Source organism: uncultured Aureimonas sp., from assembly GCF_913775355.1.
GTDB lineage: Bacteria > Pseudomonadota > Alphaproteobacteria > Rhizobiales > Rhizobiaceae > Aureimonas.
On record NZ_CAJYIU010000222.1, the window covers coordinates 1 to 20,758 of the forward strand.

A 20,758-nucleotide genomic window follows, 5' to 3' on the forward strand; every position below is an offset into this window, starting at 1 on the left:
CCATGTCGCTCTCTGCCGCGTTGAACACTGCCAAGTCGTCGCTGGCCGCGTCGCAGCTTCAGACCCAGATCGTCTCGAGCAACATCGCCAACGTCAACACGGCGGGAGCCACCCGCAAGATCGCCAACGTGGTGACCGGCGCCGGCGGCGGGGTCACGGTCACCTCGATCTCGCAGGCATCGAACTCGGTCCTCTTCCGCAATATGCTGGATGCGACTTCGAAGATGCAGGTCGCCGTCACCCATTCCGACGCCTACTCGCGCATCAACGAAATCCTCGGCGACACGGCAGCCAAGGAGTCGCCGCAGGCCCGCATCGCGGCGCTCAACGACGCGCTCTCGACGCTGGCCAACACGCCCGGCAACTTCGATCTCGCCCGCAATGCCGTGCAGGCCGCGCAGGACCTCGTCACCACCATCCGCACGAACGCCGCGACGGTGGACACCATTCGCCGCGACGCGGACGATAGTCTGGTGGATGCGGCCAACGACATGAACAAGATTCTGGCCGAGCTCGAGTCGGTCAACCGCCAGATCGTGCAGGGTACGACCAAGGGCCAGGACATCACCGACCAGTCCGACCAGCGCGACCGGCTGGTGACGCAACTTTCGCAGTATGTCGGCGTCAGTGTCCAGACGCGCGGCAACAACGACATGGTGATCTACACCGACTCCGGCGTGACACTCCTGGAGAACACCGCGCGCAGCGTGTCCTACCAGTCGACCAACTCGCTGGCACCCGGCGTCGAGGGCAACAGCTTCTACATCGACGGCGTCGCCGTGACCGGCGAGAAGTCGTACATGCCGGTAAAGACCGGCAAGATCGCGGGGCTCACCGAGGTCCGCGACGGGATCGCCAACACCTACGGCGCCCAGCTCGACGAACTCGCCCGCGGCCTCGTCTCCGCTTTCTCCGAGTTCGATCCGACCGGCGCGGGCGTCGCCAAGACCGGCCTCTTCACCTCGACCGTCGACATGTCCACGACCACCGGTCCGGTGTCCGTCGGTGCGTTCACGACGCCCGGCGCCTTCACGACCGACAAGGACGTGTCCTTCACCGTCACCTACGACGGCACCACCTATCAGGCTTCCGGAACGCTGACGGCGGCCGATCTCGTGGACGGCACGAGCTTCGCCAGCCGCCTCCAGCAGCTCATCGCCGGCGCCAAGACGACGGCAGGTGCGACGCTCGGGGCAGGGCGCATCTCCGTCGCCAACACCGGCACCGCCCTGTCGATGTCGGCCACCGGCATCGGCGACAGCATCGGCTTCCAGATTTCCGGCCTGTCGGCCAATCTGACCGCAGCCGGCATGACGGCGGGAACCGGCACGCCGGCCGCCGAGCCCGTCTATCGCGGCCTCAGCGCCAGCCTGACGCTCGCACCCGGCCTCAACACCGACCCGACGCTCGTGCGCGACGGCGTGAACTACCAGTTCAATCCGGGCTCGCCGACGAAGCTCGGCGGCTTCAGCGATCGGATCGTCGCGCTCGGCAAGGCGCTGGACACGGCACGCTCCTTCTCGAGCGATGCCGGTGCCAACCCGAAGGCGACGCTGGCCGTCTACGCCGCCTCGTCGATCGGCTGGGTGCAGCAGTCGCGCGCCGCGGCCAGCAATTCGGCGACGTCGATGGCGACGCTCGTCGACAAGACGAACGAGACCCTGTCCAGCGAGACCGGCATCAACCTCGACGTCGAACTGACCCGCCTGATCGAACTCGAGCGCTCCTACCAGGCGTCGGCCAAGATCATCTCCACCGTGGACCAGATGTTGGCCCAGCTCCTCCAATCCATCTGACGGATCGCGTAAGTCATGAGCATTTCCTCGCTGTCCTTCAACGCCGCCACCCGTGCGACGATCCTGCGCCTCCAGTCCGAACTGAAGGACGCGACGACCGAACTCAGCTCGGGCCGCCATGCCGACATCGGGATGACCCTCGGCCGGCTGACGGGCGATGCGGTTCAGTATCATTCGCAGGAAACCAGCATCCAGAAGATGCTGGAGTCGAACAACCTCGTCACCAGCCGCCTCGAGCTGATGAACGACACGCTCGACGATCTGCGGGGGTCGGCGGAGTCGGTCTCGTCGAATCTTATGACGGTGATCGCCAACGGCTCCAACGCCGACGCGGTGACGGGCTCGCTCGTCGCAGCCAAGGGCGCGCTCGGCTCGATGATCGGCTCGCTCAACGTCAACATCACGGGTCAGTATCTCTTCGCGGGCGCCCAGACCGACCAGTTGCCCATGACCGACGCGAGCGACGTCGTCGCCGCGCAGTTCAAGGACTTCCTTACCGCCGCCGGCCGCACGCCCGAGACCGTGACGAAGGACGAGCTCAACCAATACTTCTCGCAGACCGGCTTCACCGCCGGGGGGCAGACCTACCGCTTCGACGACATGTTCGCCGACAACGCGGACCCGGCGAAGCCGAGCTGGAACGACTGGTCGACCGCATCCGACACGCCCGTCGTCTCGCGCATCTCGAAGACCGAGACGATCGAGTCCTCGCTCAGCACCCGCGACACTGCGATCCGCAAGATCTCGGCGGCCTACTCGCTGATCGGCAGCGTCGGCCTCGACAAGATGAGCGCCGACGCGCGCTCGGCGGTCGCTTCGGCCGCCTACAGCCGGGTCAACGACGGCATGAAGGGCCTGACGGCGCTGCAGACGCAGATCGGCGGACGCCTCAACCGCGTCGACATCGCCAACACCGCGCTGAACACCCAGAAGGCGCTGGTCCAGAACGCGATCGACCGGATCGAGGGCGTCGATCCCACCGAGGCTGGCCTGCGCGTGTCCTCGCTGGAGACGCAGCTCCAGGCCTCGTTCACCGTCACCGGCCGCCTGAAGAACCTCAGCCTCCTGAACTACCTCTGACCCTTTCGAACGGCCGGCATGATTGCCAGGCGACCGCGAACCAGCCTCACGGGACACGAAGCATGTACCAGTTTTCCTATGCGGAAGTCAGTTCGGAGAGCTCCGCGACGGCTCGCGACCGCGAGCGGGAGGCGCTCGACCGCACCGTGGACGCGCTGCAGCGCGCGCAGGCCGCCGGCCCGAAGTCGCGCGAGGCGATCGAGGCGATCTACCTCACCCGCAGCCTCTGGAGCGTCCTGGTCGAGGATCTCGCCAACCCGGAAAACGCGCTGCCGGAGGAGCTTCGTGCCGCGCTGATCTCGATCGGCCTGTGGATCATGCGCGAGGCCGAGGCGATCCGTCTCGGGCGCAGCGACGACTTCTCCGCGATGATCGAGATCACCGCGATGATCCGCGACGGACTCGGAGAGTAACGATGTCCACGCTTCGGATCACGCTGCGTGCCGGAGAACGGATCTTCGTCAACGGCGCGGTGATGCGCGTCGATCGCAAGACGCATCTCGAATTCATGAACGACGTGACGTTCCTCCTGGAAAGCCACGTGATGCAGGCCGACGACGCGACGACGCCGCTTCGCCAGCTCTACTTCATCATCCAGCTGATGCTGATCGACCCGGCCGGCGCCGCCGAGGCGCGGGCGCTCTTCGACCGCACCTACCCCTCGCTTCTGGCCGCGTTCTCGTCCGCCGAAATCCGCTCAGGCATCCAGGACGTGGTCGACCTCGTCCACCGCGAGCGCAACTTCGAGGGACTGAAGCGGCTGCGTTCGCTGCTTCCGCTCGAGGAGCTGGTGATGAAGGGCGAAGGCATCGTCATGCCCGACATCAAAGCGATCGCCCGCCCGGTCGTCGCCATGGGAGCCCGATAGTCATGTCCACCGTCTCCAACGTCACCACGAGCGCCGCGACCACGGCCGCCGCGACGAAGTCCTCCGGCAGCGTCTCGAGCGAGATGAAGACCGGTCTCGACTACGACGCCTTCCTGAAGCTCCTCGTCGCGCAGATGAAGAACCAGGACCCGACGAACCCGACCGATCCGACCCAGCAGATGAGCCAGCTCGCCTCGTTCTCGAACGTCGAGCAGTCGATCAAGCTCAATCAGAAGCTCGAGGCGATGACGACGCTTCAGACGCTGACGCAGGCGAACAACCTGATCGGGCGCACGGTCACCACCGGCGACGGGTCGGTCAGCGGCGTCGTGAAGTCGATCCAGGTCGCCAGCGACGGCGCGGTCGCCACGCTCGCCGACGGCAAGCTCGTGCTTCTCGAAGCCGGCATCAAGGTCGAGTAGCATGAACGAGGCCGACGCCATCGACATCGTCCAGTCCGCGATCTGGACCGTGGTCGCCGCCTGCGGGCCCGCCGTCGGCGGCGCCATGCTGGTCGGCATCGTGATCGCGCTCTTCCAGGCGCTGACGCAGATCCAGGAGGTCACGCTGACCTTCGTGCCGAAGATCCTCGCGATCTTCGTCATCATCGCCTTCACCGCTTCCTTCACTGGCGCGCAGGTCTACGCCTTCACGCAGGAAGCCTTCGCCCGCATCGAACACGGCTACTGACGCCCCCTCCGGCGTTTCCTCCGTCATCGCCTCCGAAAGGCCCGAGCCCCGACCGGCTCGGGCCTTTCCTGCTTTTCCGGCCCGCGCCAGCCCGGCTCCAGATCGAAATGGCAAGAAAGCGTTAACGATCCCGCTGTCCGAGCCGCGCGCCCGGCCAGCCGTCCAGGACCGATGCGCATGGCCGTCGACACCCTCAAGATTCCCTCATCAGCACTGCCGCCGCGCGCCAGCATGCGCGACATCGGCTTCGCGCTCGGCATCGTCGCGATCCTCGCGGTGCTGTTCGTGCCGATCCCGTCCTTCCTGATCGACATCGGCCTCGTGGTCTCGATCGCCCTGTCGATCCTCATCCTGATGGTGGCGCTCTGGATCGAGAAGCCGCTGGACTTCTCGGCCTTCCCGACGGTGCTGCTGCTCGCGACCATGCTGCGCCTGTCGCTCAACATCGCGACGACCCGCGTCATCCTCAGCCACGGCGACGAAGGGCACAACGCGGCCGGCTACGTCATCGGCGGCTTCTCGCAGTTCGTGATGGGCGGCGATTTCGTCATCGGTATCGTCGTCTTCATCATCCTCATCACCGTCAACTTCCTCGTCATCACCAAGGGTGCGACGCGTATCGCGGAAGTCGGCGCGCGCTTCACCCTCGACGCCATCCCCGGCAAGCAGATGGCGATCGACGCCGATCTGTCGGCCGGCCTGATCGACGAGAAGCAGGCGCAGACCCGGCGCCGCGAGCTGGAGGAGGAAAGCTCCTTCTTCGGCTCGATGGACGGTGCCTCGAAGTTCGTGCGCGGCGACGCCATCGCCGGCCTCATCATCACGGCCGTCAACATCTTCGGCGGCATCATCATCGGCGTCACGCGCCACGGGATGGATGCCGGCCACGCGGCCGACGTCTTCGTGAAGCTGTCGGTCGGCGACGGCCTCGTCACCCAGATCCCGGCGCTCGTCGTCTCGCTCGCCGCCGGCCTTCTGGTGTCGAAGGGCGGAACGCGGGGCGCGGCCGAAAGCGCCATCATGATGCAGCTCGGGCATTACCCGCGCGCGCTGATGGTCGCCGCGTCGCTGCTCTTCGTCCTGTCGCTGCTGCCGGGCCTGCCGTTCATGCCCTTTGCGATCGTCGCCATCCTTCTCGGCACGATCGCCTATGTGATCCCGCGTCGCCGTGCGACGGAAGCGGAGAAGGTGCAGGTCGCCAAGCGCGAGCAGGAGGCCCAGGCTATCGAGGCCGAGCGCCAGTCGGTGAAGGAGTCATTGCGCATCATCGAGGTCGAGCTGGTGCTCGGCAAGCAGGTTGCCGCGCACCTGTCCTTCTCGCGCGACGAACTCGCCAACCGCGTCGGCAAGATGCGCCGCCGCTTCGCCTCGCGCTACGGCTTCGTGATCCCCGAGATCAAGCTGTCGGACGACTTGTCGATCGGCGGCAAGGCCTATGCGATCAAGGTGCACGGCACGACCGTGGCGACGCAGGAGGTGCGCCTCGGCGATCTCCTGATCGTGCTCGGCGACGCGCCCGCGCCCGACATGCCGCACGACCTGACGAAGGAGCCGGCCTTCGGTCTGCGCGCCGCGTGGATTTCGGAGACCTTCGCCTCGTCCGCCCGCCGCGCCGGCTTCGAGCCCGTCGACACGCTGTCGATCATCCTGACGCACCTATCGGAGGTGATGCGCAACAACCTCGCGCACCTTCTGTCCTATAAGGACATGCGCTCGCTGCTCGACCGGCTGGAGCCTGAGTACAAGCGGCTCATCGAAGAGATCGTGCCGACGCACATGAGCTATTCCGGCCTTCAGGCCGTCCTGAAGCTCCTCCTTGCCGAGCGCGTCTCGATCCGCAACCTCACGCTGATCCTCGAGGCCATCGCCGAGATCGCGCCGCATGTCCGCCGGTCGGAAAAGATCGTGGAGCATGTGCGAACCCGCATGGCTCAGCAGATCTGCGGCGACCTCCTGCACAACGGTCAGCTCGGCGTGCTGCGCCTCGGCAACCGCTGGGACCTCGCCTTCCACCAGGCGCTCAAGCGCGACGCCAAGGGCGACGTCATCGAATTCGACATCGACCCGCGCCTCGTCGAGCAGTTCGCGACGGAAGCCTCGAAGGTCATCCGCGAGAAGACCGACCAGGGCGAGAACTTCGTCCTCGTCGCCTCACCCGACGCACGCCCCTACGTGCGGATGATGATCGAGCGGATCTTCGTCAACCTGCCGGTCCTCTCGCACCTCGAGATCGCGCGCGGCGTCGACATCAAGGCGCTCGGGTCGATCGCGTGACGCCGGAAATCGAAGTCCTCATCCTGTCGGCCTTCCTGGTATTCTGCCGGATCGGCTCGTGCCTGATGGTCCTCCCGGGCTTCTCCTCCATGCGCATCCCCGCGCAGATCCGCCTGTTCGTCGCGGTCGCCATCGCCTTCGCGGTGGCGCCGCGGCTTCTGCCGGACATCATGCCGCTCGTGCGCGGCGCGTCCGACGACATGCGCATCGCGATGATGTTCGGCGAACTCCTGAACGGGCTCCTGATCGGCCTTCTCGGGCGCGTCTTCATGATCGCGCTGCAGTTTTCCGGCAGCGTCATCGCCAACGCGATCGGCATGGGCCAGACGCTCGGCGTTCCCATCGAGGGACACGAGGCGGACCCCGCACTGGTGTCGCTGATCACGCTGACCGCGACCGTCCTCATCTTCTCGCTGAACCTGCATGCCGAGATCGTGCAGGCGCTTCTGGCCTCCTATCGCGCGATGCCGGTCGAGCTCGGCTTCTCGATCCGCTCCGGGCTCGCCTCGCTCGTCGACAATCTCGACGAGACCTTCCACCTCTGCCTGCGGATCGCGAGCCCCTTCGTCGTCTATGCCGTGATCGTCAACTTCGCGGTGGGGCTTGCCAACAAGATGACGCCGCAGATCCCGATCTACTTCATCTCGCTGCCCTTCGTTCTGGCGGGCGGCCTCATTCTCCTCGGCTTCTCGATCGGCGACTACCTGACGCTGTTCATCGAGGGCTTCCGCAACTGGGTGCTGAACGGATGAGCGGACAAAGCCGGGCCGCACGCCTCGCGCGCGTGCGGGACGTGCAGGAGAAGATGCGCCAGCTGGAGGAGTGGCGGCTCGGCGAACTGGTGCGTGAGGAGACGCGCCTCCTCAAGACCGAGCGCGAGCTCCTGGAGACGCTGGGCTCGCAGTCCCTGATGCAGGGCCTGTTCCTCGAGGGCAAGGCCGCCGCGCTTCGCCGCAACGACGTCGTTCTGCGCGAGACGCAGGCGAAGGAGGCGTTGGCGCGCGAGAAGGTGCGGCAGGCTCAGGCGACCGAGAAGCGCATCGAGCGTGCCGCCGGCAAAGCCGAGGCCAGCGAGCGCGCCGCCACGGAGCGCTCCGAGCTCCTGCTCGCCCTCGAAGACCATCTCGCCGCACGGGCCGCAAGTTTCGAATAAGTGGACTGGTCTACGAATCGTGTCAGCCGATCGCGGCACCCAACGAGGTGTCGCGGCGCGATCGAACTTCGGGAATGTCCTCCATGACCGTTTCACCCCTCGCGGGTCCGTTGCCGGCTTCGCGTGCGGACCAGTCCGCGCCGTCGGCCGGAACGCGCAAGGTCGACGCCGGAGCGCAGGCGCAAGCCTTCGAGGCGGCCATGCAGGCCGCGCCGGTATCCGCCGACGCGAAGCTGGACGAGGTGAACTTTCATCACCAGAGCTCGCGCAGCGCCGAGATGAAGCCCCTCCAGAAGTTCGAGGCATTCGTGCTGCGCAGCTTCGTCGAGAGCATGCTGCCGTCGAAGAACACCGCGTTCTTCGGCACCGGCACGGCCGGCAACATCTGGCGCTCGATGCTGGCCGAGCGGATCGGCGACGAGATGGCGAAGGCCGGCGGGGTCGGCATCGCCAAGATGCTCGAGAAGGACGGTCGGGACGGGGCCGACGCCCCCGGCGTCGCCAAGACGAAGGCCTGACGATCCGGGGGTTGGGAGCCCCTGGCAACGAAACGAAAGCGGCTCGTCCGCATCTGAAAAGGGTTGAGGCATTGGAAGCGGTTCTGACACAGGCGATCAACAGGCTCGAAGCCGTCATCGCCGGGGAGATGATGGCGCTGCAGGCCGGCGACCACACGGGGCTGGGGGACATCAGCCACCGCAAGAACCAGAGCCTCCTGGAACTGACCCGCATCTCGCGGGGCATCGAGCCGGACAGCGTCAGCGACGGCCTGCGCACGCGCCTCACCGTCCTGCGCGAGCGTCTCGACGACAACAGCCGTCTCCTTGAGCTGCACATGGAAGCCACGGCCGAGGTGGCCGGTCTCATCACGCGCGCGATCGCCGAAGCCGAGTCCGACGGCACCTACGTCGCGCCCCAGAACGGCGGCAGGCGGAACGGATGATCAAGATCCTCGGCATCGGCATCTGGGTTTGCCTCGTCACCCTGGGGACGGGCTACGCCGTCGCCACGATGGCGGCCGGCGCACCGCCGGAGGCGCCGCCGCCGGCCAACTACTTCGAGGGTCTCGACTACAAGAAGACCGATACGATCGCGGTGCCGATCATCGCCGAGAACGCGATCCAGGGCTACGTGCTGGCCCGCTTCGTCTACACGATCGACGGGAAGACCGCGGCGGCGCTTGCCGTGCCGCCCGAGCCGATCATCCTCGATCAGGCGTTCAAGTCGGTCTATTCGGTCACCAACTTCGACTTCCGGAACCCGGAGCGCTACGACCTGCCGGCGTTGCTGGCGGAGCTGAAGGACAACGTCAACACCAAGTACGGCAAGCCGGTGGTGGAGGACGTGATGATCGACCAGTTCGACTTCCTGCCCAAGAACCAGTTCGGCGGCGAAGTTCTCAAGAGCAAGTAAGCCGCCCGGTCTTTACGGTCGGTTCATCATGGCGCGCGAGAATGGCGCGACTGTCCCGCGCCGGTCCCGGCGCGCCCGACAAAGGCTGGTGCCGTGCTTTCGACCCTGATGAACTACCGCCTCTACAGCGCCGACATGGCCAAGTCGCTGGCGCGCATCGCCAGCCAGGCGTCGGTCCAGCGTGATGCGGACTACTACAAGGCGAACATCGGCAAGGTGAAGTCGCCGGACGACCTCCTGAAGGACCAGCGCCTCTACGCCTACGCGATGAAGGCCTATGGCCTGGAAGACCAAGTCCAGTCCAAGGGACTGATGCGCAAGGTGCTGGAAAGCGACCTGTCGCAGTCCGACAGCTTCGCCAACAAGCTCGTCGACAAGCGCTACCGGGAGTTCGCCGCGGCCTTTCAGTTCGGCTCCGCCAGCAAGGCGGCGGTCCAGACGGCGGCGCAGACCGAACTCGTCACCGAAGCCTACAGCGAGCACCGGGTGCGCGCCGCCAACAAGGCCGGTGAGGTCGTCGATCTCTACAATCAGAAGATCACGACGGTCACGTCGGTCGCCGACCTGCTGAACGATCCGACGATGCTGCGCGTCGTCGCAAAGGTCGCGGGGCTCGATCCGGAAGCGGCCGACCAGACCGCCCTGAAGGCGACGCTCTCCGATGCGCTGACGAACGGGGCGTCCAGCTCGACCAACGCCAAGCTGCGCGATCTGCAGGCCCGTTTCCAGTTCCAGTCCGCCGGCTCGCCGAATACCGGTCTCTTCGCCTCGCCGCCGCAGACCGCGTCGGCGCTCGCCGACATGGCTGCCACCTATTTCGACGAGACGGGCTTCGGCAACAGCCCGCAAGCGGCCGCCTACAAGACGAACTACGTGAGAGGCGTCCTCGCCGCCAACCCGACGTCGCAGGCGCTGACGCAGGACGATCAGGTTCTGGACTACGTCTTGACCGCCTTCGGCATCGACCCGGCAAGCGTCACCCCGTCGCAGATCAAGGACGTCCTGAACGCCGACACGTCGACGACGCCCAACGCCCTGTCGAGCATGCCGACGACCACCAGCGACCAGCGTCTCATGAAGGACCGGCTGACCGCCCTCCACGCCGCGTTCAACTACAACACGAGCGGCAATGCGTCGGGTTCGGTCTTCGCCTCGTCCTGGTCGATGGACCGGCTGCAGTCCAGCTACTACGAGGGCTACCGCGCCGACGATCTCGCGATCGACAAGCTGCGCACGGCGACGTTCGAAGCCCGGCTCTCGAACATGAAGTCGATCAACAACCTCCTCAATCGCGACGCGCTCGGCACGCGGGCGACGCTCGACTACGTGCTGACGGCCTTCGATATCGACCCGTCGACGGAGTCGAACTTCAAGCTCCGCCAGGTCCTGATGAGCGACCCGTCCGATCCGAACAGCTTCGTCAGCAAGCTGAAGGACGAGCGCTACGAGAAGCTGGCCGCCGCGTTCAATTTCGGAGCCGACGGCAAGCCGACGACGCAGCGCCTCGTCCAGTCGGTCTCCTCGCAGACCGCGACGGGCACGCTCTACGCGACCTCGTTCGGGACGGACGTGAACGCGGCCAAGAAGGACATCATCAAGGCCGACACCCAGGCCTATCTCAAGGCGGTCGGCGAGATGCGGTCGCTCGACGATTTCATCGCCGACAAGACATCGATCAAGTACGCCCTGAAGGCCTATGGCCTCGCCGACGAGAAGATTTCGGACGCGGATCTGCGCAAGCTGTTCACGAGCGATCTCGCCGACCCGAAGAGCTTCGCCAACGCCAAGGCCGACAAGCGCTACGTCAAGCTCGTCTCGGCCTTCAACTTCACGCCGGACGGCCGGGTCCGGCGGGATGCGGAAGGCGCGCAGAGCGGCTTCACGCTGCTGACGACGCAGAACAAATTCCTGCTCCAGACCATGGAAAGCCAGGTCGGCCAGCAGAGCGAGGGCGCGCGGTTGGCCCTCTACTTCCTGCGCAAGGCGCCGGACGTGACGTCGGCCTACGGCATCCTCGCCGACAAGGCGCTGTTCGAGGTCGCCCGGACGGCGCTCGGCCTGCCGGCGGGCATCTCCGGCATGGAAATCGAGAGCCAGGCGAAGCTCCTGGAGTCCAAGATCAACTTCAAGGACTTCCAGGACCCCAAGAAGCTCGACAAGTTCATCACCCGCTTCTCGTCGCTCTACGACAGCGCGAATTCGAGCGCGGCCTCGTCGCCGATCTTGTCGCTGTTCGGAAACAGCGCGGGTTCGAACGGGATCCTCGGCTACCTCTGAGGCGAGGAACCTTACTGGCCCCGCGCGCCGACGTAGATCGAATAGAGCGAGCGGGTCGCCGTGATGAAGAGGCGGTTGCGCCGCGGACCCCCGAAGCACAGGTTGGCCACCACCTGCGGCACGAGGATCTTGCCGAGCCGCGTGCCGTCCGGCGCGAAGCAATGGACGCCGTCCGCCGCGCTCGACCAGAGATTGCCGGCCGCATCGACACGGATGCCATCGGGGACGCCGACGTCGATCACGCAGAACACCCCGTCGTCCCGCAGCGTATCGCCCTCGACACGGAAGCGACGGATATGCGTCGGCGCGCCGTGGGTGTGGCTGGCGCCGGAATCCGCGACGTAGAGGACGCTTTCGTCCGGCGAGAAGGCAAGCCCGTTCGGCTGGAGGAAGTCGTCGACGACGCGCCGGATCTCACCGCTCTGCCCGTCCACCCGGTAGACACCGCGCACCGGCTGTTCGGGCTCGGCCTTCGAGCCCTCGTAGTCGCCCATGATGCCGTAGGTCGGATCGGTGAACCAGATGGAGCCGTCCGAGCGGACCACAAGATCGTTCGGCGAGTTCAGCCGCTTGCCCTCGAACCCGTCGGCGATCACCGTAATCGAGCCGTCGATCTCGGTGCGCGTGACGCGGCGCGTGCCGTGCTCGCAGGACATCAGCCGCCCCTGCCGGTCGCGGGTGTTGCCGTTCGAGAAGTTGGCGCCCTGCCGAAAGACCGACGTGCCGACATCGGGGATATGGCGCATCATCCGGTTGTTCGGAATGTCGCTCCAGACGAGGTGACCGGCATCGGCGAACCAGACAGGCCCTTCCGACCAGCGGCAGCCGTCGAACAGCATTTCGAGCTCGACGTTGAGGAGGGTGAGCGCCTCGAAGCGCTCGTCGTCGACCTGATACGGCGTCATGATCGCCATGGACGAATTCCTCAGTTGCGCCCGGTCTTCGGACCGCCGGCGATCGTGATGATGGCGATGATGATGAGGCCGGTGAGCAGCAGCCGCAGGCCCGCGCCGACGCCGAACGTGTTGAGCATTGTGACGAGGAGGTAGAGGAAGATCGATGCGCCCCAGAGGCCCGGCACGTTCGACTGGCCGCCCGAGACCGACGATCCGCCCACCACGACCACCGCGATCGAGGCGAGGAGATACTCCTCGCCCATGTTGAGCGACGAGCCGCCGGAGAAGCCGGCAAGGACCGCGCCGCAAAGGCCCGCGAGGACGGCCGACAGGACGTAGGTCACCCAGCGCAGCCGCTCGACGGGAATGCCCGCCAGCGAGGCGGCGCGTGCGTTCTGCCCGATCGCAGCGATCGACCGTCCGTAGACGGTGCGATGAAGAACGACTCCCATCAGGATGCACAGGGCCAGCGTCGCGATCGCGAGATATGGGATGCCGAGGATGCGGCCGGTGGTGAAGTCGCCGAAGGCTTCGGGCGGGCGCACGCGCAGGCCCCGGCCGTAGGCGATGGCGACCGACTGGACCAGGAAGCTCGCCGAGAGTGTCGCGATGATCGGCGGTATCTGGAGAAGACGGATCAGCGCGAAGTTGAAGCAGCCGACCGCGACGCCGACCCCGAGCGCGGCCAGAAGTCCCGGCAGGATCATCGCATCGCTGCCGCCCATGACTGTCATCGACACGGCGCCCGCAAGCGCGATCGTCGAGGGGATCGAAAGGTCGACGTTGCCTGGCCCCGTCGTGATGACGAACATCTGCCCGAGGCCGACGATCACGTACATCGTGGCGAAGGTGAGGGCGGTGGAGAGGATCTGCCCGGCGCCCGTGCCGCCGGTGAAGGCGATGGTGGCGAGGAACACCGCGCCCGCGCCGAGGAACGAGAAGATCCACGGGCGGCTCGCACCGGCCCGGCGGGTTGCCGGGGAGGGAGTGGTCGCGCTCTTCATGCCGCCTGCCTTTCCACGCGGTTGACGAGGGCTCGCAGCGCCAGCACCACGATCAGGATCGCCCCCTGCGCCCCGATCTGCCAGTCCGGCGAGATGCGCAGGAACGACAGGAGCGAGCCCGCGAGCGTCAGCGTCAGGGCGCCGAGTACCGCGCCGATCGGCGAGATGCGCCCGCCGGTGAACTCGCCGCCGCCCAGGATCACGCCCGCGATCGACAGGAGCGTGTAGCGAAGGGCGATGTTGGCGTCGGCCGACGTGGTTAGGCCGACGAGGGCAAGCCCGGAGAGGACGCCGAAGAACCCGCAGAGCGCATACATCGTCATCTTGGCACGCAGGAGCGACCAGCCGGCACGCTGAACCGCCTGCGGATTGCCGCCGGCGCCGCGCAGCACCACGCCGAAGGACGAACGCATAAGGAGGAAGTGCCCCGCGACGGCGAGCAGCGCGCTCGCGATGATGGCGAGCGGCACGAGCGGCGTCTTCAACTTCACGAGGCCGGAGAGCCAGGTCGGGGCGGTGCCGCCGGGGCTCGGCAGCAGAAGCACGGCGGCACCGAGCCAGACGAAGCTCATTCCGAGCGTCACGACGATCGAGGGCAGGTTGCGCAGGTGGATCAACGCCCCGAGCAGCGCATAGATGCCGATGCAGCCGACGAGCGCGAGGATGCCATAGAGCGGCGTCTCGTTCAGAAGCGTCGCGCCGATGCAGGCGACGAAGGACACGAAGCCGCCGATCGACAGGTCGAGGTCGTTCACGGCGATGACGCAGAGCTGCGCCATCGTCGCCAGCGCGATCGGCAGGGCGAGGTTGAGCATCAGCGACAGGCCGAGATAGCTCATCGCGCGCGGCTGGATGATGAAGATCGCGACGAGAAGGAGCGCCAGCGAGATCGGCGGAAGCAGATCGCGAAGGGTCCGGGCGAGAGCGGCCGAACGCATCATGCCGCGCTCTCCTCGAAGGAGGATTGCAGGACGCGCGCTTCCGACAGTTCGCTGCGGGCCATGTCGGCGACGATGCGCCCCGACCGGAAGACATAGACATGGTCGCAGGCGCGCAACTCGTCGAACTCCGTCGTGTACCAGAGGAAGGTGCGGCCCTTGGCGGCCTCTGCGCGGATAAGCGCGTAGACCTCCTGCTTCGTGCCGATGTCGACGCCGCGCATCGGGTCGTCCATGAGCACGATCTCGGCGTCGGAGGCGAGCGCGCGCGCGAACAGCGCCTTCTGCTGGTTGCCGCCCGACAAGGTGAGGATGCCGTTGGTCATGTCGGGCGTGCGGATCGCGATGCGCGCTTTCCACTCCTCCTCCATGGCGCGCTCGGCCCGGGCGTCGATGAGCCCGAAGCGGCTCATGGCTTTGAGCGATCGAACCGTGACATTGCCGCCGATCGACCAGAGAGGGAACACGCCGTCGGTCTGCCGGTCGCCGGCGACGAAGGCGGTTCGGCCTTTGAGCTCGGCAAAGCGCGAATGTCCGGCGGACGCGTTCTGGAGGAGGACGAGGAGGGCGGTCTGCCCGTGGCCGGCAAGGCCCCCGAGACCGATGATCTCGCCGCGGCGTGCCTCGACGCGGCGACCGTTGCCCTGGCGCGGCGGCGTGGCGGACGCCACGACCGGTGCCGCCGAGCGCGCGGCGGCGGTCAACTCGGCGGTCTCCTCCGAGCCGTGCGCCACGTGGCCCATCGCCTCCACCAGCGAATGTCGGGTAAAGTCACGGGCTAGGCGGTCGGCGACCACCTTGCCGTCGCTCATGACCGTGATGCGGTCGCAGGTTTCCAGGATTTCACCGAGGATGTGGGAGATCAGGACGACGCTGCCGCCGCCTTCCACGAACCGCCGGACATGCGCGAGAAGCTGGCTCGCCACCTGGGCATCGAGGGAGGACGTCGGCTCGTCGAGGATCACGAGCGAGAGCGGAGTCTCGCCGGCTGCGAAGACGGTGGCGATCTCGACCATCTGCCGCTGCCCGAGCGCCAGATCGGAGACGAGGTCGCCCGGCCGGATGCCGTGGCCGGGAAAGATCGCATCAAGCTGGCCGGTGATGAGGCGCGCGGCGCGCCCGCGCCAGCCAAAGCCCTTGAGGAATGGGTGCCGGACGCGTGCGTTCTCGGTCACCGTCAGGTTCGGGCAGAGCGACAGTTCCTGAAAGACGCAGCGCACGCCGAGCTTGCCCGCGCGCTCTACCGAATAGCGGCCCGTCTCGTCCGATCCGGAGACGGATAGCGTCCCAGCATCCGGCCGCACGTTGCCGGCGAGGACCTGCATCAGCGTCGACTTGCCGGCGCCGTTGTGGCCGGCGAGGCCGACGCATTCGCCCGGTGCGATCGCGAAGTCGACGCCGCCGAGAGCCCGCACGGCTCCGTAGGCCTTCGCGACGCCGCGAAGGTCCACGAGCGGGCGTGCGGACGCATGGGCGGGCGCGGGGCCGCCGTCGGATGGCATCATGGGGCAGCTCTCGAAATCGGGTCGCGGAAGCAGGCGGCGAAGGGCGGGATCGCCCTTCGCCGCTTCGCGTCACTTCGCCTCGGCGATCACCTTCTTGGCGTCGTCCTGGCTGTACTCGACGTTGGCGACGCCGCCCTCGGGCGTGGTCTTCAGCGACTCCTCGAGGCCGGCCTGATCGATCGACAGGAACGGCACGACAAGGTCCTTCGGAACGTTCTGCCCGTCGAGAATCTGCTGCGCGACCCAGAAGGCCAGTGTCGAGACGCCCGGCGCGATGGAGACCGACATGGTCTCGTAGCCGTCCTTGTCCTTCTGCTGCTTCCACCAGGCGAGCTCGTCCTGGCGGTTGCCCATGATGATGGTCGGCGTCGGACGCCCGGCGGCGGTGAAGGCTTCCGCCGCGCCGAACCCGTCGCCGCCCTGCGTCACCACGCCGACGACCTGCGGGATGCTCGGCAGGACGCCCGCGACCGACTTCTGGGCCACGGTCTGCGTCCAGTCGCCCTGAACCTCGGAGACGATCTTGAACTTCGGGTTGGCCTTCACGCCCGCCGCGATGCCCTCGTGGATCTCGGTGTCGACCGAGGTGCCGGCGAGGCCGCGGATCTCGAGCAGGTTGCCGCCGTCGGGATAGCGCTTGGCGAGGTAGTCGAGCTGGCCCGAGCCCATCTTCTTGAAGTCGACCGCCACGCGCCAGGCGCAGGGCTCGGTCACGATGCCGTCGAACGACACGACGATGATGCCGGCGTCGCAGGCTTCCTTCACCGCGCCGTTCAGCGCCGTCGGCGACGCGGCGTTGATGACGATGGCGCTGTAGCCCTGCAGGATCATGTTCTGGATCTGCGCGGCCTGCTCGGTCGCTTGGTTCTCGGCGGTCGTGAAGGCGTCGGCCGACTTGACGACGCCGTCCGCGACGGCCTTGTCGGTGACCGTCTTCCAGCTCTGCAGCATCGCCTGGCGCCAGGAGTTGCCGGCGTAGTTGTTCGACAGGGCAATGGTCTTGTCCGCGGTGTCGGCGAAGGCCGAGCCGGCGGCGAAAAGGCATGCGGCGGCCGTGCCGGCCATCAGAAGATGCTTCAGCATCAGTTGTCCTCCCATGGGCCGCATCGGCCCTCCCATCCGGCCCGGCGCGAAAGCGCGCAAGGCTTGGCCGCTCCCGACGGCCGAAGCGCAGTGTGGAACGCGGCGAAGGCCGATGTCCAACCCGATTTGCGCACCGGTTTTGCGGGTTCCCGCAAACGTCGTGCGTCGCCTCCACCGCTCGACGCGCGTTGCGGGCTGGCGGCGCGCCCGCAAACATGGTGCGATCGGGCCATGACCCTTGCCCGAAACGTCCTGCCCGCCGAAGCGCCCGCCCGAGCCGTGCCGGGTTCGGAGGCCGTGTTCGGCCACCTCCTGCGCATCTCGCGCGCGATGGCGGGCCACCTCGACTTCCAGGCGGCGATCCAGGCGGTCTCGGCCGAACTCGGCGATGTCCTGCCGCACGACCATCTCGACATCTGCCTCCTCGGTTCGGAGGGCACGATCCACGCCGCCTACGAGGCCGGCCTCCACACGGACTGGAGCCTGAACCCGCACCCCGTTCCCGTCTCGGGCAGTCCGATCCGCAACATCCTTCAGGGCGAGACCCTCGTCATGCGGACGGGCGATGCGACGCTGGACCCGCGCTTTCGGTTCGAGGGCGCCTTCAATCACCCGATCTTCGACCAGAACCTGCGCTCGCGCATCCACACCGCGCTTCTCGTTCGCGGCGAGGTGATCGGCGCCTTCTCCTGTTCCAAGCACGACACCGATTTCTACGGCGAGGGCGATGCGGCTCTAGCGCGGCACGTTGCGGACCTTCTGGCCCCTTACTTCTATGCCCTGCGGGCCAGCCAGGAGACGCGCCGCCTCGCCATCGAGGAGGCCGAGGGGCGGGCCCGCGAGGAGGGCCTGCGCGAAGGCGCGCTGCGCCTGACCGAGGAACTGGAGCGCGAGCGCCAGCGGATCGGCATGGATCTTCACGACCAGACGCTGGCGGACCTCACGCGCATCGTCCGCCGGCTGGAGAACCTGCGCGAGGGTCCGGTCGAGCCCGACAGCCTGTCGCCGGCGATCGACGGGCTGCACCGCTGCGTCGACGAACTGCGGCGGATCATCGACGACGCCCGCCCGAACGTCCTCGAGCTTTTCGGCTTCGCCGAGGGTGTCGAGGACTTTCTCGGCCGGGCGCTCGGCGACAGTGGCATCGAATGGCATCTGGCGGACTCGAGCGGTGGTCTCGTCGATACGCTCGATCCGGCGCTCCGTGTCGCCCTGTTTCGCATCGTGCAGGAGGCCGTCAACAACGCGGCGCGCCACGCCGACCCGTCTCGGATCGAGGTCCGCGTCGGCACCTCCGGCGACGCGGCGCTGCAGATCGAGGTGCGCGACGACGGGGTGGGCTTTGCGCCCATGCCGCAGCGGCGGCGTGTCGGCGGCATCCGCAACATGCAGACGCGCGCGCGGCTGATCTCGGCGAGCTTCTTCCTCGACGGACTGCCGGGCGGCCGGGGTACGCTGATGTCGCTCGTCCTGCCGGTCGAGCGGAGGGCCATCCGTTGAGCGCCGACGACATTCTTCTCGTCGAGGACGACGCCGTGCATCGCGCGTTCCTGCGCGACGTGATCCGTTCGGTCCTGCCGGGGCGCGGCCTGATCGAGGCGGCGGACGGGGAGGAGGGCGAGAAGCTCGCCCGGCGGCACGAGGCCCGCGCGATCGTCGTCGATCTCCAGATGCCGCGCCGGACCGGCGTCGAGTTGGCCCGCTCCCTGTGGCGCGACCGGCCCGACACCAGCATCATCTTCTGGTCGAACTACGCGGACGAGGCCTATGTACGCGGCGTCTCGCGCATCGTGCCGGCGGGCGCGGCCTACGGCTACATCCTGAAGTCGGCGTCGGAGGAGCGGCTCGGATTGGCGCTGAAGGGCGTCTTCGTCGAAGGACAGTGCGTGATTGACCGCGAGATCCGCGGCGTGCAGCAGAAGGCCGCCAATCGCTCGGAGGGATTGTCGGACGTCGAGTACGAGGTGCTGGTCGATCTCGCGCTCGGCCTGACGGACCGGATGATCGCCGAGCGGCGCGGCATCTCGCTGCGCAGCGTGCAGAACCGGCTCCAGCAGGTCTACGAGAAGGTCGGCGCCTATGACGGCGCGGGCGGCGGGGACCTCTTCAACCTGCGAACGCGCTGCGTCAGCCTCGCCCTGATGCGCCGGCTCTTGAACCGCGCCGGGCTCGACCAGGCCGAGGCCGAATTGCAGGCGTGGCTGGAGCGTGCGGGCGCGAGACCCCCCGCCGCCTGAGGCGCTCGACCCTTCAGGCTTGTATCGGACGCTGGGCGGGTGCATTCCCGGCGGAACCGGGAGGGTCAAGGCCATGGACACCAAGCTCACCGACGCCACCGACATCGCCGCGACCTTGCTCGACCGCTTCGGCCCGCGCTCGGTTCTGGCCGATCCCGCCGACACGCTGCGCTACCGCCGCGATTGGCACGGCGACGTGGAGGGGAGCGCTGTCGCGGTGCTACGGCCGGGCGACACCGCCGAGGCGTCCGCCATGGTGCGATTCTGCGCCGAGCATGGGCTGGCGGTGGTCCCGCAAGGTGGCAACACGGGGCTGGTGCTCGGCGCGCTGCCGACGAGCGCGCGGGGCCATGTCGTCGTGACCATGGAGCGGATGAACCGCATCCGCGGCATCGACGCGGCGGACTTCTCGGCCGTCGTCGAGGCGGGCTGCGTTCTTGCCGCGATCAAGGAGGCGGCGGAGGCGGAGGACCTGTTCTTTCCGCTGTCGCTCGGCGCGGAGGGAAGCTGCCAGATCGGCGGCAACATCTCGACCAATGCCGGCGGCATCAACGTCCTGCGCTACGGCATGACGCGCGAGATGATCCTCGGCCTCGAGGTGGTGCTGGCCGACGGCACGATGTGGAACGGCCTGTCGACGCTGCGCAAGAACAACTCCGGCCTCGATCTCAAGCAACTCTTCATCGGCGCCGAAGGCACGCTCGGCCTCATCACCGCGGCTGCGATCCGTCTGGTGCCGAAGCCCTCTCGCGTCGAAACCGCCTTCCTGGCGCTTGCCGACCGCGGCGACGTCATGGCGCTCTACGCGCTGGCGCGGCGCGAATGCTGCGATCTCCTGTCGGCCTTCGAACTGGTGCCGCCGGAGGGCATGATGCTGGCGAAGGAGGCCGATCCGAGCCTCGCGCTCCCGACCATCGCCGAGGCGCCTGCCTATGCTTTGATCGACGTGTCGGCGACCGGGTCGCTCGATCTGAAGCCCTTGGTGGAACGCTTCTTCGAACTTGCGATGGAGCGCGGCTACGTCACCGACGGGGTCCTCGCGGCGTCCGAGGCGCAGGCCGCCGACCTCTGGCAGATCCGTGACGGGATGAACGAGGGGCAGGCGAAGCGCGGCGTCCACCTGCGCACCGACCTGTCCGTGCCGCCGTCGAAGGTCGCCGCCTTCATCGAGGAGGGCATGCAGGAGATGGCCCTTCGCCTGCCGGACTGCCTGCCTGTCGCCTATGGCCATGTCGGCGACGGAAACATCCACTTCAACGTCCTGCCACCGGCCGGCATTCCGCGCGAAGAGCGCGACGCCAAGCTGGCGCTGGCCAAGAAGGTGTTGAACGCGATCGTCGACCGCTATCACGGCGGCATCAGCGCCGAGCACGGGATCGGGCGGCTGAAACGGGACGATTTTGCCGCGCGGCGATCGCCCGTGCAGCAGGAGATCTTGGGCGGGATCAAGGCGCTGCTTGATCCGAGCGACCTCTTCAACCCCGGCTGCCAGATCGCCTCGCCGCGCGACGGAACGGATGTGACGGTCTTCTGAGAGGTGGCGT

21 protein-coding genes are annotated in these 20,758 nt (G+C 67.3%); 16 read left to right on the forward strand and 5 right to left on the reverse strand.

From position 1 onward, the window contains the following. The 13 genes from flgK to QZ753_RS13585 form a co-directional block, all read left to right on the forward strand. A partial coding sequence (gene flgK / locus QZ753_RS13525; RefSeq protein WP_294644308.1) for a flagellar hook-associated protein FlgK occupies positions 1 to 1,796 on the forward strand: 1,796 nt, incomplete at its 5' end. Between the two features lie 15 nt (positions 1,797 to 1,811). After that, positions 1,812 to 2,876, forward strand: a complete 1,065-nt coding sequence (locus QZ753_RS13530; RefSeq protein WP_294644309.1) for a flagellar hook-associated family protein — start codon at positions 1,812 to 1,814, stop codon at positions 2,874 to 2,876. 62 nt (positions 2,877 to 2,938) lie between these two features. Beyond that, positions 2,939 to 3,289 carry a flagellar biosynthesis regulator FlaF gene (flaF, locus tag QZ753_RS13535; protein ID WP_055886918.1) on the forward strand — a complete coding sequence of 117 codons (351 nt, stop codon included), beginning with the start codon at positions 2,939 to 2,941 and terminating at the stop codon, positions 3,287 to 3,289. Positions 3,290 to 3,291: 2 nt separating this feature from the next. After that, positions 3,292 to 3,744, forward strand: coding sequence for a flagellar biosynthesis repressor FlbT (gene flbT, locus QZ753_RS13540; protein WP_294644310.1), 453 nt, complete (start codon positions 3,292 to 3,294; stop codon positions 3,742 to 3,744). 2 nt (positions 3,745 to 3,746) lie between these two features. Continuing rightward, positions 3,747 to 4,166, forward strand: coding sequence for a flagellar hook assembly protein FlgD (gene flgD / locus QZ753_RS13545; RefSeq protein ID WP_294644311.1), 420 nt, complete (start codon positions 3,747 to 3,749; stop codon positions 4,164 to 4,166). Between the two features lies 1 nt (position 4,167). Further along, positions 4,168 to 4,434 carry a flagellar biosynthesis protein FliQ gene (gene fliQ, locus QZ753_RS13550; RefSeq protein ID WP_055886910.1) on the forward strand — a complete coding sequence of 89 codons (267 nt, stop codon included), beginning with the start codon at positions 4,168 to 4,170 and terminating at the stop codon, positions 4,432 to 4,434. A 177-nt stretch (positions 4,435 to 4,611) separates the two neighbouring features. Further along, positions 4,612 to 6,708, forward strand: a complete 2,097-nt coding sequence (flhA, locus tag QZ753_RS13555) for a flagellar biosynthesis protein FlhA (protein ID WP_294644312.1) — start codon at positions 4,612 to 4,614, stop codon at positions 6,706 to 6,708. Beyond that, entirely contained in the window at positions 6,705 to 7,460 is a 756-nt protein-coding gene (locus QZ753_RS13560; RefSeq protein WP_294644313.1) for a flagellar biosynthetic protein FliR, read from the forward strand. The genes flhA and QZ753_RS13560 overlap by 4 nt, the downstream gene beginning before the upstream one ends. Further along, complete coding sequence (locus QZ753_RS13565) at positions 7,457 to 7,861, forward strand: hypothetical protein (protein WP_294644314.1); 405 nt, start codon at positions 7,457 to 7,459, stop codon at positions 7,859 to 7,861. Before QZ753_RS13560 ends, QZ753_RS13565 begins: the two co-directional genes overlap by 4 nt. 83 nt (positions 7,862 to 7,944) lie before the next feature. Continuing rightward, positions 7,945 to 8,379, forward strand: coding sequence for a rod-binding protein (locus QZ753_RS13570; protein ID WP_294644315.1), 435 nt, complete (start codon positions 7,945 to 7,947; stop codon positions 8,377 to 8,379). Positions 8,380 to 8,450: 71 nt separating this feature from the next. Then, positions 8,451 to 8,804 carry a hypothetical protein gene (locus QZ753_RS13575; protein WP_294644316.1) on the forward strand — a complete coding sequence of 118 codons (354 nt, stop codon included), beginning with the start codon at positions 8,451 to 8,453 and terminating at the stop codon, positions 8,802 to 8,804. Beyond that, on the forward strand, positions 8,801 to 9,274 hold the full coding sequence (locus QZ753_RS13580) for a hypothetical protein (protein WP_294644317.1): 474 nt from the start codon (positions 8,801 to 8,803) through the stop codon (positions 9,272 to 9,274). The genes QZ753_RS13575 and QZ753_RS13580 overlap by 4 nt, the downstream gene beginning before the upstream one ends. Positions 9,275 to 9,367: 93 nt before the next feature. Next, the gene (locus tag QZ753_RS13585) at positions 9,368 to 11,551 is read left to right on the forward strand and encodes a DUF1217 domain-containing protein (protein WP_294644318.1); all 2,184 of its coding nucleotides are present in this window, start codon (positions 9,368 to 9,370) and stop codon (positions 11,549 to 11,551) included. Between the two features lie 11 nt (positions 11,552 to 11,562). Here the strand turns inward: QZ753_RS13585 and QZ753_RS13590 are convergent, their stop codons facing one another. The 5 genes from QZ753_RS13590 to QZ753_RS13610 all read right to left on the reverse strand — a co-directional run bounded on the left by QZ753_RS13590 (position 11,563) and on the right by QZ753_RS13610 (position 16,977). Beyond that, entirely contained in the window at positions 11,563 to 12,465 is a 903-nt protein-coding gene (locus QZ753_RS13590) for an SMP-30/gluconolactonase/LRE family protein (protein WP_294644319.1), read from the reverse strand. 11 nt (positions 12,466 to 12,476) lie between these two features. Next, positions 12,477 to 13,451: an ABC transporter permease gene (locus QZ753_RS13595; protein ID WP_294644320.1), complete on the reverse strand. Its 975-nt coding sequence runs from the start codon at positions 13,449 to 13,451 to the stop codon at positions 12,477 to 12,479. Then, positions 13,448 to 14,389 carry an ABC transporter permease gene (locus tag QZ753_RS13600; RefSeq protein ID WP_294644326.1) on the reverse strand — a complete coding sequence of 314 codons (942 nt, stop codon included), beginning with the start codon at positions 14,387 to 14,389 and terminating at the stop codon, positions 13,448 to 13,450. Before QZ753_RS13600 ends, QZ753_RS13595 begins: the two co-directional genes overlap by 4 nt. Further along, positions 14,389 to 15,894 (reverse strand): ATP-binding cassette domain-containing protein, encoded by a 1,506-nt coding sequence (locus QZ753_RS13605; RefSeq protein ID WP_294644321.1) that lies wholly within the window; start codon positions 15,892 to 15,894, stop codon positions 14,389 to 14,391. The genes QZ753_RS13600 and QZ753_RS13605 overlap by 1 nt, the downstream gene beginning before the upstream one ends. 69 nt (positions 15,895 to 15,963) lie before the next feature. Beyond that, positions 15,964 to 16,977, reverse strand: coding sequence for an ABC transporter substrate-binding protein (locus QZ753_RS13610; protein ID WP_294644322.1), 1,014 nt, complete (start codon positions 16,975 to 16,977; stop codon positions 15,964 to 15,966). 231 nt (positions 16,978 to 17,208) lie between these two features. On the opposite strand from QZ753_RS13610, the gene QZ753_RS13615 reads away from it, so the two are divergent. The 3 genes from QZ753_RS13615 to QZ753_RS13625 all read left to right on the forward strand — a co-directional run bounded on the left by QZ753_RS13615 (position 17,209) and on the right by QZ753_RS13625 (position 20,748). Next, the gene (locus QZ753_RS13615) at positions 17,209 to 18,477 is read left to right on the forward strand and encodes an ATP-binding protein (protein ID WP_294644323.1); all 1,269 of its coding nucleotides are present in this window, start codon (positions 17,209 to 17,211) and stop codon (positions 18,475 to 18,477) included. Continuing rightward, positions 18,474 to 19,214 carry a response regulator transcription factor gene (locus QZ753_RS13620; RefSeq protein WP_294644324.1) on the forward strand — a complete coding sequence of 247 codons (741 nt, stop codon included), beginning with the start codon at positions 18,474 to 18,476 and terminating at the stop codon, positions 19,212 to 19,214. The genes QZ753_RS13615 and QZ753_RS13620 overlap by 4 nt, the downstream gene beginning before the upstream one ends. Positions 19,215 to 19,287: 73 nt before the next feature. Then, entirely contained in the window at positions 19,288 to 20,748 is a 1,461-nt protein-coding gene (locus tag QZ753_RS13625; protein WP_294644325.1) for an FAD-binding oxidoreductase, read from the forward strand. Positions 20,749 to 20,758: the final 10 nt, after the last annotated feature.

Coding starts and splice junctions, on each gene's coding strand:
- flgD (WP_294644311.1), top strand. CDS start 3,747: ATGTCCACCGTCTCCAACGTCACCACGAGCGCCGCGACCACGGCCGCC.
- fliQ (WP_055886910.1), top strand. CDS start 4,168: ATGAACGAGGCCGACGCCATCGACATCGTCCAGTCCGCGATCTGGACC.
- QZ753_RS13565 (WP_294644314.1), top strand. CDS start 7,457: ATGAGCGGACAAAGCCGGGCCGCACGCCTCGCGCGCGTGCGGGACGTG.
- QZ753_RS13590 (WP_294644319.1), bottom strand. CDS start 12,465: ATGGCGATCATGACGCCGTATCAGGTCGACGACGAGCGCTTCGAGGCG.
- QZ753_RS13595 (WP_294644320.1), bottom strand. CDS start 13,451: ATGAAGAGCGCGACCACTCCCTCCCCGGCAACCCGCCGGGCCGGTGCG.
- QZ753_RS13570 (WP_294644315.1), top strand. CDS start 7,945: ATGACCGTTTCACCCCTCGCGGGTCCGTTGCCGGCTTCGCGTGCGGAC.
- QZ753_RS13625 (WP_294644325.1), top strand. CDS start 19,288: ATGGACACCAAGCTCACCGACGCCACCGACATCGCCGCGACCTTGCTC.
- QZ753_RS13600 (WP_294644326.1), bottom strand. CDS start 14,389: ATGCGTTCGGCCGCTCTCGCCCGGACCCTTCGCGATCTGCTTCCGCCG.
- QZ753_RS13610 (WP_294644322.1), bottom strand. CDS start 16,977: ATGCTGAAGCATCTTCTGATGGCCGGCACGGCCGCCGCATGCCTTTTC.
- QZ753_RS13530 (WP_294644309.1), top strand. CDS start 1,812: ATGAGCATTTCCTCGCTGTCCTTCAACGCCGCCACCCGTGCGACGATC.
- QZ753_RS13615 (WP_294644323.1), top strand. CDS start 17,209: ATGACCCTTGCCCGAAACGTCCTGCCCGCCGAAGCGCCCGCCCGAGCC.
- QZ753_RS13605 (WP_294644321.1), bottom strand. CDS start 15,894: ATGATGCCATCCGACGGCGGCCCCGCGCCCGCCCATGCGTCCGCACGC.
- flhA (WP_294644312.1), top strand. CDS start 4,612: ATGGCCGTCGACACCCTCAAGATTCCCTCATCAGCACTGCCGCCGCGC.
- QZ753_RS13580 (WP_294644317.1), top strand. CDS start 8,801: ATGATCAAGATCCTCGGCATCGGCATCTGGGTTTGCCTCGTCACCCTG.
- flbT (WP_294644310.1), top strand. CDS start 3,292: ATGTCCACGCTTCGGATCACGCTGCGTGCCGGAGAACGGATCTTCGTC.
- flaF (WP_055886918.1), top strand. CDS start 2,939: ATGTACCAGTTTTCCTATGCGGAAGTCAGTTCGGAGAGCTCCGCGACG.